We start from the raw sequence: 16193 nt of genomic DNA on the forward strand, positions 1-16193 counted from the left end.
ATGAACAGAGTGATGGTTGCCGGTAGTGGTGCCACCGAATTCGGTAAGCACCCGGAACGAACCGGCCGAGAGCTGTTCGCTGAGGCTGCCACGTCGGCCCTCCGTGATGCCAGCGTCGACCCAGACGCCGTCGACGTGTGTTACTACGGCAATTTCATGGGCGAGGTCACCGATGAGCAGGGCCATCAGGGGCCCCTGATGGCAGAACAATTGGGGATCAAGAACGCACGAACGACCCGCGTCGAGAACGCCTGCGCGTCCGGTGGCTACGCGGTCGCCGAGGGCGTCAGCGCAATCCGCGGGGGTCAAGCAGACGTCGCACTCGTCGGTGGGATGGAACGAATGACGCACATGGGAACGACCGAGGCGACCGACGGGCTGGCGATGGCTGCCGATGCGCTCCACGAAGGCCCGGTCGGCATGACGTTCCCAGCGGCCTACGCGCTGCTGGCGAACGCGTATATGGATCAGTACGGCGGTTCACGAGAGGACCTTGCCGCGATCGCGGTCAAGAATCACGACCACGCGACCGCCAATTCCAGAGCGCAGTACCAGACTGCGATTTCCCGGTCGGACGTGTTAGGGGCACCGATGGTGGCCTCGCCGCTCGGGCTGCTCGACGCCTGTCCGGTGACCGACGGTGCGGCTGCTACCGTGCTCGTCTCTGCCGAGTTCGCTGGCGACCATGACATCCACACGCCAGTCGAGATCACAGGGTCGGCCTGTGCTGGTGATTCGATCGCGTTGCAGGACCGACCGACACTCAACCGGACGCTCGCGGCCGAACGTGCTGCTTTAGACGCCTACGACGCGGCGGCAATCGGCCCAGACGACATCGACGTGGCGGAAGTACACGACTGTTTCACCATCGCCGAGGTGCTCGCGCTCGAAGCCCTGCAACTCTACGATCCCGGCACCGCCATCGGGGCCGCACGTCGTGAGGAAACCACGAAGGAAGGCGATCTTCCCGTCAACCTCTCGGGTGGGCTGAAGGCAAAGGGCCATCCCGTCGGGGCGACCGGGGTGAGCCAGTTAGTGGAACTGACCGGACTCCTCACTGGCTATCACCCTAACAGCGAGCACGTTTCCGACGCGACCGTCGGCGTCACACACAACGCGGGCGGGACGGTGGCGAGCGTCGCTGTCCACGTTCTAGAGGTGACAGAATGAGCGACCGTGAGGGCCACACCAGAAGCCGTCACGAACGATTCCTCGACGCCATCGCTGACGGGGAGGGGTACTATCTGGCCGACGACGACGGAAACGGCTACGTGCCGCCCAGAGCCGTCGATCCGATCGGTGGAACTCGGAACCTGACGCAGGAGCCGCTCCCGGAAACCGGGGAGATCGAATCCTACACCGTCGTTCACGTCCCGCCGTCGGAGTTCGAGGCCGACGCTCCCCACGCGCTGGCGATCGTCGACATGGGTCGGGTTCGGCTCACGGGCCAGGTTTGTGACTGCGATCTCGATGATGTGGATATTGGGTTGACTGTCAGCCCAGCGGTCGTGACGACAAACAACGAGGAGCGAGTGCTCACATTCACATCTCAGGAGAACGCATGATCGTAATAGACGAAGGCGACGGTGAACTAGTCGGGTGGGAACACCCGGATGAGGTACGTGCCTGGAAACGTGAACACAAGTCGCGTGCGCTTGAAGACAAGCGAACGTCGGCCGCCGAGGCGGTCTCGAAGTTCGTCGACGACGGTGACCTTTTCGCTAGCGGCGGGTTTGGGCACGTCCGCATTTCGACGCCTATTCTCCACGAGATTATTCGCCAGGACGTCAACGACCTCACGCTGTCAGGGAAGACAGCTGTGTTCGACGCCGACCTGCTGATTGGCGCCGGTGTTGTTACAGAAGTCGAGACAGCGTACACCTTTGCTCACGAGACGCGCGGACTCGCGCCCGCCGGCCGCCGTAAGGTCGAATCCGGCGAATGCGAGGTCGTCGCAGAGGCAAGTAACGCCGCGCTCCAGTGGCGGTTCCTCGCCGCGAAGATGGGTGTCCCGTTCGTTCCAGCGCGCGTTCTTGCTGGCACCGACACTTTTGAGTACAGTTCCGCGAAGCAGGTTGAAGACCCGTGGTCGGGTGATCCAGTTACGCTCCTTCCGGCATGCTACCCCGATGTAGTCGCCATCCACGTCTCGAAAGCTGACAAATACGGGAACGCGGTTATCGACGGTATCGGCGTCGAAGACCCACAACTCGCCAGCGCGGCCAAACGGCTCATCGTCACCGCCGAAGAGATCGTCGACACTGATGAGATCCGTGACGATCCATCGGCCACCGATATCCCGTACTTCCTGACCGACGCTGTCGTCGAGGCGCCCTACGGGAGTTATCCTGGCGAGATGCCCGGTCAGTACTACTTCGATGAAGACCATCTCGTGGAATGGCTCGACCGATCGGCGTCCGAGGAAGGCGTCGAGGCGTATCTCAATGAGTACGTCCACGGGACTGACGACTTCGAGGAGTATCTGACGAGTGTCGGTGGCCTTGATCTGTTCGCCGAACTAGAAGCAATCGAACGGTACGAACGAGACGCAGAGTATCCGTGGCTCTGACTCATGACTGACGAGTACAGCTCGACGGAACTCCTGACAACAGTCGCCTCGAAACTGATCGACGACGGCTCCAGCGTGATGGTGGGCACCGGTATGCCCATGCTGACCGCACTGCTCGCCCAGCAGACCCATGCGCCGGACGCTACCCTCATCTACGAGGCTGGTGGCATCGGCGCTCAGGCACCCGCCCTCCCTGTCTCGGTGGGCGATGAACGAACCTTCCACCGTGGGATCGCCGCCACAGGCATGCACGATGTCATGTCCTACGGTCAGGCAGGCCACATCGACTGTGGGTTCCTCGGCGGCGCCCAGATCGACAGGTACGGAAACCTGAACTCGACCGTCATCGGGCCCCAGGAGTCGCCGGCCGTCCGGTTCCCTGGTAGCGGCGGTGCCAACGATATCGGGTCGTGGGCCGCCGATACGATCATCGTGATCCGCCAAAGGGAGGAATCGTTCGTCGAGGAATTGGACTTCCGGACGACGCCTGGCTATCTCGATGGTCCCGGCGCACGCGAGGAGGCAGGTCTCCCACGCGATACCGGACCGAGTCGGGTCATTACCCAGTACGGGGTGTACCGATTCGACGAGGAGACGAAAGAGATGACCCTCCAGAGTCTACACCCAGGAGTCGACGTCGAAGTTATCAACGAGCAAAGTGGCTTCGAGATACAGATTCCAGACGAGTATGGCCACAACCCCCAGCCGACCGACGAGGAACTCCGCATCCTCCGTGAAGAGATCGACCCGCGCGGTATTATTCGCTGATTTCCTGTTTCTTTCCTGCTGGTGTCATCGATTCAGATCAGAAACCAGATCGTCGAACGGTGAGATCCCTTTCGAGTCTGGGCCGTCGTCTGTTTCGTTCATGAGTGCGATCAGCTGTTCGAGGACCTTCCGTTGACTACGGCGGAGATTCTTCGAGGTGGCGCTCTTTGAGATATCGAACTCTTCGGCAAGTTCACCGAGGTTCGTCGCCCGCGGCGTCTCGAAGTAACCGGCTTCGACGGCCGCCAGCAGCGTCTCTTGCTCCCTGTCGGTGAGATTCCACAGGTCTGTAAGTAGATCGCGGACCGACTCCAGATTCTGCATGATCTCGTGGTAATCCACGATGTCGATGCTCGTTCGCCCGTCTATTTTGAATTCGTTGTCTCGGTCCAGCCCGGAGAGTGCATCATCGGCGTCTTCCGGCCAGTCGAAACCGATGTTCCACAACTCGCTCCCGTCCTCAATGACGAAAGGCCCGGTGACGTAGCCGTTGTTATCGAGAATCGTGCTCATCGCGTCCGTCTCGTCGATCCGCGAGTAGATTTGGGCTGCTCCAGCTTTCTTTCCTAGGACGGTCAGATCTTTCAGCTTCTTTTCGTCTTCGAGTCGTTTGAGGGCCTGTGTCAAGTCTTCGTTCGATTTCCCGGTGACCAACATCCGTGACTCCAGCGCCCGACGGTCGTGCCTGAACTCCCAGTGTTGGGTGTAGAAAGTAACGTCGTGATCGTACGTGGTCCGTATGTACGGACAATCGTACTGGATCATGTCGAGCTGGAGAGATTGCATACTAATCGATTACCGATTTATATATAAAAAATACACTCTCTTCCATGAGGGATTGTTGATGTCGCTGCGTGGTCGTCGTGGCGTCAAAGAAGAGAGGGGCACGCGTCAGCAGTACCCACCACGAATAATTCCGCTCGATGTGTTTGGTTCGGATCAGTCGCAGCGGACCTGTTGCAGTTTCACGTGGAATGGTCTCTCCGAATTTCTCGCCGGATTTCGTTCGAAATGATCAACAATTTACTATTGGTGGCTCACGGTGTGCGACTGCTTACTTCTCAATGAGAAACGTGAGTCGAATCTTGTCGCCGAATGAATTCCAGCACGTGAGAAGCGGACCTGTGACGACTTGTACGAACAATTATTGTACCAACGATAATTTCACGTTTATATGTTAACCATATATTATATTGTTCTATGTCTTCTATATCATATGTGTATCAATGGTTGGCATACAACATGGTGGTAATCCACAGGTACACAGACGGACGATGCTACGATTGATCGGCGCTGGAGTTGGTGGCGTCGTCGGACTCTCGGGAGCAGAATCGGTGCGCGGTGCAGAGGGATCATACACCAGTCACTCACACGGTGGCCTTACATACACAAAGTTCGTTCCGGACAGCGTCGGTGACACTGAATCTGTTCCGCTGCTGGTGATGTTACACGGATGTACCCAGACTGCCGATGATTTCAAAAATGGTACTCAAATGAATGAGGTGGCCGCCGAACACGAGTTTATCGTCATCTATCCCGAACAGTCGACGAGCCGCAATTACAACCGCTGCTGGCAGTGGTTCAACGATGCAAACACCCTCCGTGGTCAGGGTGAAGTGGCGATCATCGCTGGAATGGTTGATGCGGTCAAATCTGACCACACAATCGACGAGAGCCAGATATTCGTAGCAGGCCTGTCGGCTGGTGGAGCAATGGCACCGAATCTGGCGGTCGAATACGGAGATGTATTCTCGGGAGTCGGTATCCACTCAGGCTTAGAGTACGACGTGGTTGAAAATTCGACAGATGGAACGATTGCTATGACGCAGTGCAACGGCAAAGATCCACAACTGGCCGGGACGGAAGCCTACGAACATCTTGAAGGGATCGGCAGTACCGAACCCTTACCTACGATTGTGTTCCACGGCGCTGATGACACCACGGTCTATCCGTGTAACGGCGAACAGGCGGTTGAGCAGGCGATTCAGACCAACGATCTGCTCGACAACGGATCCGATGATGGGTCTGTGGACATTACTCCCGAGAACGAATCGACCGACTGCTCAAATCCACATTGTGCCGATATTTTGAGCTATGGTGATGGAGATGGTAACACGATGGTCGAACACTGGATTGTTTCCGGAATGGACCATGCATGGTCGGGAGGAGATACGTCCGGATCGTACACCGATCCGGATGGTCCCGACGCCTCTCGAGTGATGTGGGAGTTCCTTTCGAACGGAAGCGGAAACACGCCTGGTAACGATGCCCCAATAGCAGTGGCAACAGCTGATCAAACGACAGTGAGCCCGGGAAATTCCGTATCGTTCGACGCCTCGGAGTCATCCGATTCGGACGGCACGGTCGAGCAGTTTTCTTGGGATTTCGATGACGGCGAATCGGCCACTGGTAAAACCGTTTCTCACAGTTTCGACACGACTGGTGAGAAAGCGGTCGTCTTGACAGTTACCGACGATGCTGGTGCCACGGATACCGACACGGTCTCCGTGACTGTCTCCTCGAACGGTTACGAGGGCTACTGCGGTGTGGATTCGAACTACGACCACGTGCAAGCCGGCCGTGCGTACTCACAACAGGGCTATGTGTACGCCACGGGCTCCGATGAGTATATGGGACTGAACAATACCTACGAAACAACCCGACTGAAAGAAACATCTGCTGATTACTTCGAGATCGTCTCGTCCTGCTGACTACGCTGTTGATGTAGACGATCAAGCTACCGACATGGGATCCATCGGATTCTTGGTCTGGATGCCAATATTTAACGACATAACTAGTTCTGTGGACGACCGTTAGACAGATAATTTCGACATTTGTCAACAATTGATTCGGTCAGTCAGGAGAGACAGAAGCTGATCACATAAATGACAATTATGCCAAATTTCAAATTGGATTTTAGTTTGAAGGGAGAATATGAGCTCTATAGTAATATCTATAGTGGATGCTATAGATCCTGTGTAACGTGTTTTTGGACACTTTCCTTGAGTGTCTCGAATTTGTCAGGGGCAGCTTGTCGGAAGCCGAGTCGAAGTGCAAAACGGACTAATTCGCTCCGGTCGACGGGCTCGTCACCGTCAATATCGAGCTGGCGCCGGAGCGCATCTCCAACTTCTGCACGCTGATCGGGGTGCTCATCCAGCGCGCGAATGTACGCCGCTGTCGGGCCATCCCAAATGCTCACCGTCTTCTGCTCTTCGCCTGCATCGATCCGTTCTAGTTCGGTCAAAATCGCATCAGCGAGGGCTTGTTGCTGATCGTTATCCGCGTCCGAATCGAGCCGGTCGCCGTGACTCGTCTGTCGTTTTAGCTCCTCTAAGTCTATCTCTTCACTCATTTTTATCACTCAGTCGATCGAGGAGTGCTGCGCTTGCACTTAGATACGATGCCTGTGCTTGATCGGCGGTTGTGGAGGGGTCTTCAAGCGAAAATGCTGTCTGTCCGCTTTCTGTCGCGTTCCGTATATCTTGTGAGTATGGAACGTGCTCAGGCGCGATCGCGTCTGGGAATTTGGTTTCGAACGTCTCTAAGTATTCCCGATCAAGTGTCCGACGTGTGTCGATTTTGTTTGGCAGGACTAGTGCCAAGTCAATTCCAATGTTGAAATTTTCACCGATACGCTTTAAGTCAATTTGGAGCGCATCGGCCTGCTCGTCTTCGAATGACCCTGGCTCGACTGGCACGATGACATTTCTTGCAGCCCAAAGTCCGTTATACGTCACGTTGTTTGACAGCCCGGGAAGATCGATTAAAACCGCATCGTATCCGAGTGGATCAACATGTTCGTCAAGGAAGTTTCGTAGTCGATTGTAGCGCTCTTGGGCATCGTCGATATTCCCCAACTCTGCATCGAGCGTATCGAGACCGGGATGAGCTGGGATTAGGTCTGGTCCTTCACCAGTTTCAATGACTAGCCCTGTTGTCGCTGCTTCGCCAAGTTTCTTTGTGATTGTTGACCAACTGTCATCGAACACCGTCGAGATATTTGGCCACGCATCATCATCCTCAATCTCATCTTGGTAGCCACTCCAGATGCCGAGATGTTTTGATAAGTCACCTTGTTTTCCAGCGAGGTCAATCAATAACACCTCTAGCCCCTGTTCTTGAAGTGCCACACCGAGATGCGCCACTGTCGTCGTCTTGCCAACGCCTCCCTTGTCCAAAAAGGCCGCTGCACGGAGTGTATCTCCCATCATCTATCACCTATAGCGATAGCTATAGTGCAGGCTATAGTCATAAAACCATCGACTAACTGACGAACAAGTGATGGTGAACAGTAACCTATTGATTAGTCAGATTGGCCCTATGTAATAGTCGATTTGGTTGATATCTACTTGTTACAAGGATTTGATATGAATTGGCTATAGGAATAGCTATAGTTACTGCAATAGATTGATTATCACAACGCCGAACAAGCAGATCCTCGAACAGAACAGGTCTTTGCATATTAAGCACGAATGAATCTCCATGTCCTCGGCCTGAATAGCGTGAGTTCCAACGCTCACTTACTGTTTGATCGACCTTCTCCGTAGAAACTGTCACCGTCCGTAGGTATGGACTTTTGTTCGGCCCACACTCATATATCGGAAAGTTCCCGTTGTTCGGTTATTTCATATCACTTATCAGATTACATCGTCTCAATATCATTGTAGCTTGAGGAACACCATCTACCCACTATAGTTTATCCTATAGTGATCGCCATAGCCAGTGTACTGTTCTTCTCATCTTTGAGAACTCGTCTATAGATAATTCTATAGTGATCGCTATATGGGCAGTCTCACAGCCGTCGTCTGACCATCCCGAGGAGTGGTACCGCAGCGAGCGTCGCGACACCGAGGAGTGTCCAACCCAGCGAGTAACCCGACCGTTCGACCAGCCCGCCAAAGATGGTGGGCGCGACTAGCCCGCCGACGTTGATGGCGATCTGCCCGCCAGCAGTCGCTGCACCGATGTCGCCGTCATCGACCAGCGAGCCGAGACACGAATAAAATACTCCCGTCGAGCCGTAGATCGTGAGCCCGAGCCCTGCAAAGATAACGACCACTAGTGGGAACGACGCAAGATCCGTCGCAAGCACCGCGAACAGCACCACCGCGCCTGCCATTTGGACCAGCGCGACCGTGGCAGCGCCGCGCGCCCCACCGATGCGATCGGCGGCGCTCCCCGCACCGATCCGGGCAATGCTCCCCATGACTTGGGTGAGCGCGAGGACAACCCCGCCGACCAAGGTGGTCCGGTGGAAGCCATCTTCGACGTAAAGTTCGATGTAGCTGAGCATGGCGAAGATCGACGCTCCCATAAAAAACCCAACGAGTACGAGCATGAGGTACGCCCCATTCGAGCGCAGTGCTGAGAAATCTGGGAACGAGAGCGATCCTTCTCCGGGGTCGCCGTCGTAGAGCGCGACGAATCCCGCGACGTAGCCGACCGCCAGCGCCGCGATTATCCAAAAGCCAAACTGCCATGCTGCGACCGCCGCGAGGCCGGTGATCACCAGCGACGCCACTGCGCTGCCGGCGGTAACACCCACCTGTTTCAGTCCCATGGCAAAGTTGCTGTTGCCCGCCGGCGCACTCCTGAGAATTCCACGGTTTGAGGCCGGCATCGCCGAGGAGTATGCCGCACCCAACATCATCCCGGCGATGAGTAAGAAGCCGTACGAGGGTGCGACAGACACCCCGGCGGTGGCGGCCGCGAGTGCGAGTAGGCCGATCACCATTACACGTTTTTCACCGTAGCCATCAACCGCCGCGCCGCTCGGCAGCAACGCGATAGTGTAACCGAACAATCCCGCGGTAGTAAAGAGACCGACGCTCGATATCGACAGCGAGAACGCATCGCGGACGACGCCCGTAGCGGCAAAGATACTATAATAACATAGGCTTGCCGCAACCTGCCATCCCGTAACTGTCGCGACCGATCGCCAACTCCCCGATTCGATGTCACTCGACACTTGTTTAGGCCATCCTCACCGGAAATCCGGTATAAACGCACTTAATCGTGACGAGTTCAAGAAGCTATCTCAGGACAGCGAAGTTACTGTGGCTGTTGAGATACACTCTTTGTCGTTCTGGAAGGATTGGGATGAGTAGTGACGTCCGAGAATCTTTGTCTGATAACAGGTGAAGTCTCCTATTTGATTAACGTGGATGATGAAACACTGTCGGTGACTGACGAGGGAGTCACGAGCGACAATACCATCACCTGTCGCGATCAGCAAAGAATGAATGCTGAAAGCTTGAACGAGAAGCCTCATATTCCTCCTTTTGGCCCCTATAGGATTCACTATGGTGATTGCTATAGATCTTACTGCAGAATTCACTACGATATCCACTATAGGATTTGGTATAGTGTATTCTATAGAGTTCACTATGACAATTGCTATAGGGCTTAAATACAGAGATTCACCACGAATACGGACCTTTCGTGTTGGCTGAGGTTGACCTTTTAACTCTATACTCGAACGGTGAAATTAACGAAGTAAATTAGACGAGAATGAGAGTGTCCCTCGGTAGGACACGCGCAAGTTACTCGAAAACGCTGCCGATACGTCCGGGTCGCCGATTCAATCGCCACGTCCGACTCGTTTCACAACGTGTTTTCACAGCTGCCGAAGCTAAGTGTCCTTTAACGGTGGATTTCAGATTGTCGCGATTGATCACCTATTGAAGGTGATCACGACATTATCGATAGCTGCTTAGCCGGCTCTCTTCAGACGCCTCACTATCTATAGTAGATACTATAGTAATCGCTATAGCACCTATTGAATGTGATGAGTGGGTTTTCGAATAATATGTCACCAGTAGGCGTACAAACGAGACGACCCACTTGATCAAACAGCCGAATCGAAGGACGGGATTGACTAATTAGCAGGACTATCGATTACTGACGCTAAATTGCGGACACGTGAGCGAACAACGTATCGAAGCTATGATATTGACTAGCTCATTCAGAGATCGAGGCACAGCTGTTTATCGTCGCAATCGGTCTGTGATTGCTTTCCACAAGTGAGTACATTTCCATTTCGAGAAACCACCCATAGCTATAGCTATAGTTATAGGTTTAACTATAGAGACAGTGATATACTGATAGAATGGGTTTCCTCTGCTCACATTCGTTTTTGAGTTAATTCATTCCTATTTCTGTGGCTATAGCATACCCTATAGAAAAAGCTATTGTAGGATATTCGTGACAGAGACGATTCGTGTGGCGGAGCTGGGGTTTTGATGTCCCACAGACGATATCGGACGAGTGAATACTACTACTCTATACCCGGACTATAGGTTTCGGTATAGATATCTCTATAGCCATTAGATCCGTCGATCTATATCATACATTTGATAAATTACTATAATTAAATTGATCATAAGCGCATGGTGTTGAGAGCAGGAGAGTCATGTTCGTACAAGCTTCACAGATAGAGTGACGACCATCTTCGAGTGTACTGCTGCGTCTCAGTACTTATTCTGCTATTGTGATTTGTCTCGTTGCATCTAAGGCTACTATAGTAAAGACTATAGATAATACTATAGATCAAAGATAGTGGGTTCAGGCCGTTAGAACGCCTTAGTATTGCAGTCAGACGGACAGTGGTGGATAACCCTATTGTGAGGAATGCTACAATACAATAGCTGTACAGAACATTGATAATTAGTTTGTGGGTTGTGAGACTGGTCTATAGATACTGAATCATTCGCAAAATAAACAAAAATATCCAGCCCCAAGATGGCCATAGGAAATCCTATAGTCGAATCTATAGAGTGTGTTAAATTCATACGACCGAGAACACATGATAAATGGTTGCAGATGATAGATTCGTCATCTTATTTTTCTTCGATTGTTGGAGGGTTAGATCGCCTCAACTGATAACTATCGATAGAATGTGGAATTTACAATCAGGATGAGTCAACAATAGTAATCACTATAGCTAACGCTATAGGTAAGATGAAACATGTGGAACATTCCGTTACGGACGAAACTACCTCCTCCTCAACCGACTTGGGATAGCTGATACCTATTTGAATAGAAGAGAGCCGCATGCCAAACAATGATTCCATTTCCCAGCAGTGTGAGCTTCATGCGGCTGCTGATCGCTTTGCCGCCCCCGACTAACGCAGCGCTAAATGACGTGGCATTAAAAACCGTAGACAATCCAACTCTCCCGTGGATGTGTGCCCACTTGGGTGACAAACGACACACTCACGAGAACCGTGTGTATATCGTCGAATAGGACGGTATTTCATAAGTTGGGGATCTCGGTCTAGTGACTGTCATTGGCGATTTGTATCACGTGTTGGTAACAGTGACTGATATCGATCTCTGTTAATTCAATTAGCTCCATTACCACTAAGTCCGCTTACTGCCATTATTCACTATAGTATTTTCTATAGGTATAGCTATAGGCTGCTAATCCGGTAGTAATTAATCCTCAAGACTAAGAGCTCGCTGCCCGCTTATGAAATTCTCAAATTGTCGTCCACTTCACACACACATCAGATAAAGAATCACTCACTGCGTACCGACACGCAACTTTCAGCATGACAATCGCAGTCGAAGCTATGAGCCACGAAACAGACATGTTCACCACGGGACGAACAGGATTCGAAATCGCATCTGCGACCATGATGCCATTCTAGCAACGAACGTTCCCTGCCAGTAGCGGTTGGTTCCTGAAAGGAGTCTCCTCGATAGCTGAATCCGATCAACTAGCAGATTTTTCATACGTAAGTAGAGATGGTCTGTCGAATTCATAATGGGATTACTGTCGCTCAATATAGCAGTCCAGTATTCGCTATCTCCGATAGGTCAGTATTCAATTAATATGAATACGACTAGGACAACTATCATTGCGAGCGCACCGGCACCCAAGAATGCTTCATCAAAGTAGCCCTGGTCGGCGATTGCCCCGAATAGAATTGGACTCAGCCCTCCGACCCCAACGTACACTGTTCGAAGCGCCCCCAAGCCCGTTCCCTGTGTTCCATCTGGCAAGCGTCGGGTAAGGTCGGAGATAACAATCGTCTCGAACCCTAAGAGACCACTAGCGAGTACTGTGATGAGAACAAGCAACCACACGTTCCTTACGAAAGGCAATAGACTGAGAGCTATCCCGGCTGCACCCATAAACACCAATAGCGGAATGCGAACACCGATCCGGTCGAACGCACGTCCAGCAGCCGGTTTCATTAAAATCCCGAGTGCGAAAAAGAATCCAAAGAGGATGGTTGCAGCCTGTACCGAGAGCCCTTTTTCACCAGTTAGATATGTCGGGTAAAAGCCAATCACTGCTTGCATGACTACGCTCCAGAGAACAAGTAGTACTAACCCGAGTAGTATACGAGACCGGGTAAGAGTCGAAATAATGCTGTCGTCCCCGAGAGATCCGCTCAGCGATACTGTTGAATGCTGCTTCGGGAGTGTTGTCCAGAGACTGATGGCGGCAAGCAAAAAAAGCGGGATAGCGAATCCAAAACCGAACTGCCAAGCCGCAACGACTGCGATAAACCCCGCAGCAGGTGGCATTACCGAGTTCCCAAGGTCACCGGCAGCCATCGTTATTCCCGTTGCTGTACCGAGCCGATCTGGGTAGATTTTCTCCAAAATCGTAAATCGTGAAACGCCGTACAGCGCCGTTCCTATACCGAATAGAGCTGTTGCTACGAACAGGATGCTGGTAGACCTCGAAACAACGACGAGTGTCAGCATCGTCGCTGCTAGCACGGAACTGATGGTCAATAGCCGACGTTCACCAGCCCAGTCAGCGAGGATTCCTCCAGGGAGCTGGCCGCATGCATATGCGACCCAAAGTACCGACAGCAAGAAACCTGCAGTGGTCAGTGTGAGATTGTAGTCAGTGCGGAGATAGGGCAATAATGCTGGATAAACCATCCGAAGGCTGATCGAAAGGAACCATCCAAAGGCAACTGAGAAAAGCATTTTCTCCCGGTTGTCACCCCAAAGGTCAGCGACCATCTGTCTCGGAATCGAGAGAAGGCGCATTGATTTAGCAGTTCCACCTACCTCGATATTTTCAGCTGGAGCTATTTACGCTTTCTACATCACTAATGATAATCACCATCAATTCCGTGCTGAGAAGGGATTTCCATTCTGGTACCCTGCCGGGAGCCTAATGATTTCTGGAGGAGCGTTAGAATCCTGAATTTGTTGGATATCTCTCGTGATCAGGAGGTCCTCGATTCATCCTATCTGTGGAAAATAGCTACTGACAGGCCATCCATGAGTCATCTTCTTTTTGTCTTTGAGTACTGTCCCAACCATCTTTTCTACTAATAGGTGATAGTGGGATACAGTCAGACATACATGGGTTATAGTGAGCATTAGAACTTCAGAACGGTGTTGGCAATCGTAACTCACACACGACAATCGTCGCCCCCGCGACAACGACTCATCGCTGCTCTTCCTTCGAAGTACTGGTGACCGCTGGGAGAGCGATTTCACCGAAGATTCATCAATTCGGTTCAATCAGATTCCGACGATCGATATTCTTGAACGCGTCCAGTTCGTTGCCGGTCGGCTACCGGCGTCCATTATGCGATGGGTCGACAGCACGCTCAAACTCGAACTTGAACTCGATTGAGGGCGCTTTCGTTTCTTGGAGCAAGTCGGGTGTGACGTCAGCGCCGAGCAACCAGTGTCTTCACGCTGTCTGTGTATCGTGCGAACTGTGGTTTGTCCGGGATCGCGTTCAAATCAAGTTCGATCTGTAGGAGCAAGAATGCCCGTTGAGCAGAATGCTTTTGCTTTACTACTGTCGGTATCAGGTATGAATCGATTTCATTAAGAAAAGGCTACCCGTACACAGAACCTCAGTGAGAGTAATTGGGTGAGTAAAAATGTCAAACACAAAAGGTGTTGATTCATACATTGCCAATGCAGACAAAGAATCCCGTCCGACGCTCGAAGAACTACGGGAATTAATTAAATCCACGATTCCAGCGGCAGAAGAAGGGATAAAATACAACGTTCCATTCTATGAATTCGACAATAGTCATGTTGGGCTGTCCGCACACAAAAATCATGCAACCATTGGCATTGGCGCAGACGCACTCCAACATGAAGATCGCAAAATGCTCGAAGAAGAAGGCTACAAAACCGGAAAAGAAACCATCCAAATCAAATATGAACAAGAAGTGCCGAGCGCTGTGCTGAAGCAACTTCTAACGGAAAAGGTCAATGAAGCTAAAGAGTCGAGGGAATAAATCTACAGACAATATATCTACAATCAATAGCAGAATCGATAGAACTCCGGAAACGATCGAATCGGTACATAATCAGACCTAATTTTGGTTGGTGTTGACGAGCTATGTGGAAGAGCAACGGAAAATACACTGACAGAGCTCTCGCTCAGGTCTGCGATTCTTAATCCCACGACTGGGGTTACTACCCACCACCTGTCAGCTTCTGCAATAGGGTGAGAACACCCTGTCCCGGCACCATCAACCATCACTCGTTTCCGCCAGTCAGAATTCCTCTAACTGGTAGATCGTCTACTCATTCCGACCGAAGAAGATCTCTCACGCCTCGAGGTAGCATGGGAGTGACTTGAGTCCGAAGGGAATCGGTTGTGCCGACAGGTCAGAGAGATCCGGTTCGATGACGCTGAACCGATCAAGCAATCGTTCGAGCGCGATATCCGTCTCGATACGCGCCAAGGGTGCCCCAAGGCATACGTGAATCCCGGTGCCGAAGCCGATGTGGCGGTTCGGTGTGCGTTCTGGGCGGAACTCGTGTGGTGCTTCGAATACCTCCGGGTCGTAGTTCGCCGATCCGTTCCACGCGACCACCACCTCGCCTTCGTCGATCTCTTGACCGCCGATCTCGGCGGGTTGTGTGGTTACGCGTCTGACTGACTGCGCGGGCGAGCGATAGCGCAGGACCTCCTCGATCGCCCGCTTACGGCCGATCTCGCCCGAACGAATCGGCTCGAAAAGGTCAAACTCCGCGAAACACCAGAGTGCGTTCGTGATCAGGTTGATCGTCGTGACGTTCCCCGCGATGAGGATTCCTCGACAGAACGCAATCTTTTCGCCGTGTGTGAGGTCGTCGTTGTTGGCAGCGATGGTGATCAGATCGTTTCCGTCATCGCCAGCGCGTTCTTCGATGAGGTCGGAAAAATATTCGGCCATCGCTCGTTTTGCCTCCGCCTGCTCTTCGGGCGTCACCTCCTCTTCGTCCTCCGTTCGGACCGGGACACGCAGCGACGCGTCAGACCACTCCATGAACTGTTCGTAGTCCTCGACGGGAAGCCCAAGCGACTCCGCGATGACCATGACGGGATACGGGTGAGTGAACGCCGGAACGATGTCGACGCTACCAGGTTCGATGTCGTCGATGAGATCATCGGCGATCGCCGCGAATCGATCACGGTACCCTTCGAGGACTCGCGGCGTGAACCAACTGCTGGCAAAGTTACGGAGGCGGCCGTGTTCTGGCGGTTCCTGTGAGATCATCGATTTCGCTTCGTCGTCGGATCCGAACATCGTCGCAAAGCGCTCGTGATCCCGGAGAATCTCGTTAACATCGGCGTAACGAAACACGTCCCACCGTTCGCGCTCGTCGTCGTAATGAACGGGATGATTCTTGCGCATCTCGGCATACCAATCCGAACGATGAAGCTGTGCGTCGTTCGTCGAGATGGCCGTCGGGAGCGGCCGATGAAGTAGATCCTCTGTCAAAACGTTGTCGTCGGAAGATGCCATATGTATTAGAATGAATGTTCAGTCAATATCAACTTGTCGGCTTTATAGATAAATACACTACCAATCCGGTTGCGGGTCGAACCCACCCGCGTTGAAATCACGCTCAATCCGCCGACTCC

Annotated in this window: 12 protein-coding genes; 6 read left to right on the top strand and 6 right to left on the bottom strand. The window is 52.7% G+C overall.

Annotated elements, in window-relative coordinates; genetic code table 11:
- The 4 genes from MW898_RS24290 to MW898_RS24305 are packed head-to-tail and all read left to right on the top strand — an operon-like array spanning position 1 to position 3337.
- A complete protein-coding gene (locus MW898_RS24290; RefSeq protein WP_248910880.1) occupies positions 1 to 1170 on the top strand; it encodes a thiolase C-terminal domain-containing protein in 1170 nt (389 codons plus the stop codon).
- Entirely contained in the window at positions 1167 to 1565 is a 399-nt protein-coding gene (locus tag MW898_RS24295; RefSeq protein ID WP_248910881.1) for a Zn-ribbon domain-containing OB-fold protein, read from the top strand. Before MW898_RS24290 ends, MW898_RS24295 begins: the two co-directional genes overlap by 4 nt.
- On the top strand, positions 1562 to 2569 hold the full coding sequence (locus MW898_RS24300) for a CoA transferase subunit A (RefSeq protein ID WP_248910882.1): 1008 nt from the start codon (positions 1562 to 1564) through the stop codon (positions 2567 to 2569). The genes MW898_RS24295 and MW898_RS24300 overlap by 4 nt, the downstream gene beginning before the upstream one ends.
- Before the next feature lie 3 nt (positions 2570 to 2572).
- Complete coding sequence (locus MW898_RS24305) at positions 2573 to 3337, top strand: CoA-transferase subunit beta (protein WP_248910883.1); 765 nt, start codon at positions 2573 to 2575, stop codon at positions 3335 to 3337.
- A gap of 24 nt (positions 3338 to 3361) precedes the next feature.
- Here MW898_RS24305 and MW898_RS24310 read toward each other — a convergent pair whose 3' ends face one another.
- On the bottom strand, positions 3362 to 4123 hold the full coding sequence (locus tag MW898_RS24310; RefSeq protein ID WP_248910884.1) for a helix-turn-helix domain-containing protein: 762 nt from the start codon (positions 4121 to 4123) through the stop codon (positions 3362 to 3364).
- A gap of 440 nt (positions 4124 to 4563) precedes the next feature.
- On the opposite strand from MW898_RS24310, the gene MW898_RS24315 reads away from it, so the two are divergent.
- Positions 4564 to 6048, top strand: a complete 1485-nt coding sequence (locus tag MW898_RS24315; protein ID WP_248910885.1) for an extracellular catalytic domain type 1 short-chain-length polyhydroxyalkanoate depolymerase — start codon at positions 4564 to 4566, stop codon at positions 6046 to 6048.
- A gap of 254 nt (positions 6049 to 6302) precedes the next feature.
- Here the strand turns inward: MW898_RS24315 and MW898_RS24320 are convergent, their stop codons facing one another.
- The 4 genes from MW898_RS24320 to MW898_RS24335 form a co-directional block, all read right to left on the bottom strand.
- Positions 6303 to 6692, bottom strand: a complete 390-nt coding sequence (locus MW898_RS24320; RefSeq protein WP_248910886.1) for a DUF8115 family protein — start codon at positions 6690 to 6692, stop codon at positions 6303 to 6305.
- Positions 6685 to 7551, bottom strand: a complete 867-nt coding sequence (locus tag MW898_RS24325) for a ParA family protein (RefSeq protein ID WP_264556641.1) — start codon at positions 7549 to 7551, stop codon at positions 6685 to 6687. Before MW898_RS24325 ends, MW898_RS24320 begins: the two co-directional genes overlap by 8 nt.
- A gap of 581 nt (positions 7552 to 8132) precedes the next feature.
- Positions 8133 to 9308, bottom strand: a complete 1176-nt coding sequence (locus MW898_RS24330; protein ID WP_248910888.1) for an MFS transporter — start codon at positions 9306 to 9308, stop codon at positions 8133 to 8135.
- Between the two features lie 2852 nt (positions 9309 to 12160).
- Positions 12161 to 13354, bottom strand: a complete 1194-nt coding sequence (locus MW898_RS24335) for an MFS transporter (RefSeq protein ID WP_248910889.1) — start codon at positions 13352 to 13354, stop codon at positions 12161 to 12163.
- Positions 13355 to 14208: 854 nt separating this feature from the next.
- Between MW898_RS24335 and MW898_RS24340 the strand changes: the two genes are divergently transcribed.
- A complete protein-coding gene (locus MW898_RS24340; protein ID WP_248910890.1) occupies positions 14209 to 14574 on the top strand; it encodes an iron chaperone in 366 nt (121 codons plus the stop codon).
- A 315-nt stretch (positions 14575 to 14889) separates the two neighbouring features.
- On the opposite strand, the gene MW898_RS24345 is transcribed toward MW898_RS24340, so the two are convergent.
- Positions 14890 to 16074 (bottom strand): cytochrome P450, encoded by a 1185-nt coding sequence (locus MW898_RS24345; RefSeq protein WP_248910891.1) that lies wholly within the window; start codon positions 16072 to 16074, stop codon positions 14890 to 14892.
- Positions 16075 to 16193 lie beyond the last annotated feature (119 nt).

The organism is Halocatena marina (assembly GCF_023276375.1).
In the GTDB taxonomy this organism is placed as follows: domain Archaea; phylum Halobacteriota; class Halobacteria; order Halobacteriales; family Haloarculaceae; genus Halocatena; species Halocatena marina.

Coding starts and splice junctions, on each gene's coding strand:
- MW898_RS24290 (WP_248910880.1), top strand. CDS start 1: ATGAACAGAGTGATGGTTGCCGGTAGTGGTGCCACCGAATTCGGTAAG.
- MW898_RS24295 (WP_248910881.1), top strand. CDS start 1,167: ATGAGCGACCGTGAGGGCCACACCAGAAGCCGTCACGAACGATTCCTC.
- MW898_RS24300 (WP_248910882.1), top strand. CDS start 1,562: ATGATCGTAATAGACGAAGGCGACGGTGAACTAGTCGGGTGGGAACAC.
- MW898_RS24305 (WP_248910883.1), top strand. CDS start 2,573: ATGACTGACGAGTACAGCTCGACGGAACTCCTGACAACAGTCGCCTCG.
- MW898_RS24310 (WP_248910884.1), bottom strand. CDS start 4,123: ATGCAATCTCTCCAGCTCGACATGATCCAGTACGATTGTCCGTACATA.
- MW898_RS24315 (WP_248910885.1), top strand. CDS start 4,564: ATGGTTGGCATACAACATGGTGGTAATCCACAGGTACACAGACGGACG.
- MW898_RS24320 (WP_248910886.1), bottom strand. CDS start 6,692: ATGAGTGAAGAGATAGACTTAGAGGAGCTAAAACGACAGACGAGTCAC.
- MW898_RS24325 (WP_264556641.1), bottom strand. CDS start 7,551: ATGATGGGAGATACACTCCGTGCAGCGGCCTTTTTGGACAAGGGAGGC.
- MW898_RS24335 (WP_248910889.1), bottom strand. CDS start 13,354: ATGCGCCTTCTCTCGATTCCGAGACAGATGGTCGCTGACCTTTGGGGT.
- MW898_RS24340 (WP_248910890.1), top strand. CDS start 14,209: ATGTCAAACACAAAAGGTGTTGATTCATACATTGCCAATGCAGACAAA.
- MW898_RS24345 (WP_248910891.1), bottom strand. CDS start 16,074: ATGGCATCTTCCGACGACAACGTTTTGACAGAGGATCTACTTCATCGG.